The 2,667-nt window shown below is 60.4% G+C and carries 1 protein-coding gene; it reads right to left on the bottom strand.

Going from position 1 to position 2,667, the window contains the following annotated elements; genetic code table 11:
* Positions 1-147 precede the first annotated feature (147 nt).
* Positions 148-2,667, bottom strand: a 2,520-nt coding sequence (locus EN742_RS31075; RefSeq protein ID WP_128333673.1) for a GAF domain-containing protein, incomplete at its 5' end; no start/stop codon positions are given.

The following is a 2,667-nucleotide window of genomic DNA, read 5'->3' as shown; positions in this document are numbered from 1 at the left end:
AATACGAACTGATCGAGGCGACGGACGGCGCAGCGATGCCGGCTGCGCCGTCCGTCGCCTCGATCAGTTCGTATTCGGTGGTGGCAATGAGATCGCGGATGATCTGGCGGTTGTCCTCGGTGTCTTCCACCATCAGGATTCGTTTGCTCATGCGGCCCTCGCGTCCTCATTCATCCGGATCGGTATTTTCAGACGGAATGTCGACCCTGACCCGATCACGGACTCGACGTCTATGGTTCCGCCATGCATTTCGGCGATGCGCTTCGAGATCGCCAGGCCAAGACCTGTGCCACCCTTCTGCCTGGTGCTGCTGTTGTCGACCTGCTGGAATTCTTCGAAGATGAGGGCCTGGTCCTTGGACGCGATGCCGGGACCGGTGTCTCGGACGGTGATCTCGAAGTGCCCGTCGACCACATCGGCAAGAATGTCGACCGCACCCGTTTCGGTGAACTTCACGGCATTGCCTGCAAGATTCAACAGAACCTGCGTTAAACGGCGTTCGTCCCCGCGGCCGATTGGAAGGTTCTCGGCAACAGTCGTTGAAAGCTCAAGACGCTTCGCTCGTGCCAGCGGCTCGACAGCCGTAACGGTCGAGCGAACAATCTGCGCGACGGAGTAGTCCTCGATCGCCAGCGTGAGCTGGCCGGCTTCGATCTTGGAAAGGTCGAGTACGTCGTTGATGAGCCCGAGGAGGTGACGGCCGTTTGCCTGCACGCGCGCGACGGTCGTCTTTGCCTTGTCGGGGAGTTCTCCGTAGATGCCGTCGACCAGCAGTTCTGTGAAGCCCAGAACTGAATTGAGCGGTGTCCTGAGCTCGTGGCTCATATTCGCCAGGAATTGGGACTTGTGGCGGCTGGCTGCCTCCAGCTCCTGGCCTTTCTCCTCAATGTCGCGGAACAGCTTGGCATTCTGGATCGCGAGCACCGATTGGGCTGCGAAGGTCTCCATCAGGTGGACAACTTGCTCATGGAAGGCACCTGGCTTGTGGCGCCTGACGACCAGTGCACCAACGATCTTGTTGGGCCTCAGCAGCGGAACGATCAGGATACCGCGATATCCGGCGTCGACGATCGTCTTTCTCACAAGGAAGGAGGAGGTTTCCTTGCTGAGGTCGGGAAACTGTACCGGCATGCACCGTCCGGGCGCGTCGCCGATCCCCATATCGGCCAGCCCGATCGTCTGGTGTGAGACTGCGGCGATAAGCTCATCGCTCATACCGAAGTTTGCGCGCGGACGGAATTGCTGCCGCGTGCTGCTGAACACGTAGATCGTGCCAGCATCCGTCTCCGACAACTGGACCGCTTTGGCGACGATCGTTTTCAGCACCGTGTCGAGATCCAGCGTCGAATTGACCGCCTTGCTCACCTCACCAAGCGCCTCGAGTTCACCAACAGACGCGGCAAGCTCGCGCGTGCGTGACTGCACCGCCTCGAAGAGCCGCGCATTCTCGATGGCGATCACGGCTTGGTCGGCAAATGTCTCGACGAGCGCGATCTCCTTGGGATTGAAAGGATGCTGCTCAACCCTCGTCATGACGAATACACCAACGAGATCACCTTCCCGCATGAGCGGGGCAGCGAGGACGGTGCGAAACCCGCCTGCCTCAGCGATCAACGCAACGCGGTATTCCGGATCAGTGATCACGTCTTCGATTTGCACGATCCGCCGTTCTTCGACTACGCGCCCTACGGCGGAGCCTCGGCCTGCGGCAAGTGCCGGAACTGGATTGGCCTCCACATAAGCACGGAAGCTGGGCGGGTAGCCATGGGTCGACACATAGCGGAACTCGCCATCAAGCAACTGCACGATACCACCCTTGTCGGCACGGCTGAGCCTGACAGCCGATTCCACCAACGTATCGAGCACGACCTGCAGATCGAAGGTAGAGCGGCTGATGACCTTCAGGACGTCTGCAGTGGCCGTCTGCTGCTGAAGCGCCTCGTCGAGCTGCTGGGTGCGCGTCTCGATCTCCTGATACAGGCGCCCCAGCTGGTCGGAGGTCTGGTTGAGGTTAGCGGCGAGCACTCCAAGTTCGTCGCGATTGGCGACGGCAACCTGTTGGGCGAAGTCGCCGGCCGCTATCTGGCTGAGACGCGCTTCGATTTTCTTGACCGGTTCGATCAACGACCAGGAGATGATGTAACCGAGGCCCAACGCCAAAAGGATACTGCCCACGGCAAACGAAACCACGATCAGTCTGGACGTGCCGTACGCACTCTCGGTCGTTTCGATGGCCGCCAACATGTCGGCTTCGGCCATGTTGACCAGCTGGTTTGTCAGCCGCTCGAGGCGATCAGCCGACGGTATGATTTCATCAAGCTGAACCTTGCGCGCCTCCTCAGTACGGCCGGCGCGGACGAGTTCTACCACGTGCGTCACCCCGGCCGTCACTCGTTCGTACTCTTGCCTGACTTGGCCAAGCACTTCCACCTCGGCTTTGGCGACGAACTCCATGCGGTCGAGGTCGTAGCCGAACTGATTGAGCTGGCGCAGCGCCGCGTCCAGCATCCGGTCGTCCTGAAGCAACAGGGCGGTGGAGATGCCATAGAGCTGGGTGGTCGTATCGTGCTGTACCTGGCGGTAGGCTGCGATCCTGCGCTGCAGCTTGATCAGCTCGTTGGTCTGATCGTTGACCCCACTCAGCACCTGCAACCCGACGGCCCCGAG

This window comes from Mesorhizobium sp. M4A.F.Ca.ET.020.02.1.1 (assembly GCF_004022645.1).
Lineage (GTDB): Bacteria > Pseudomonadota > Alphaproteobacteria > Rhizobiales > Rhizobiaceae > Mesorhizobium.
Note: the sequence above shows the minus strand (reverse complement) of the source record. Positions and strands in the feature narration are given on the sequence as shown.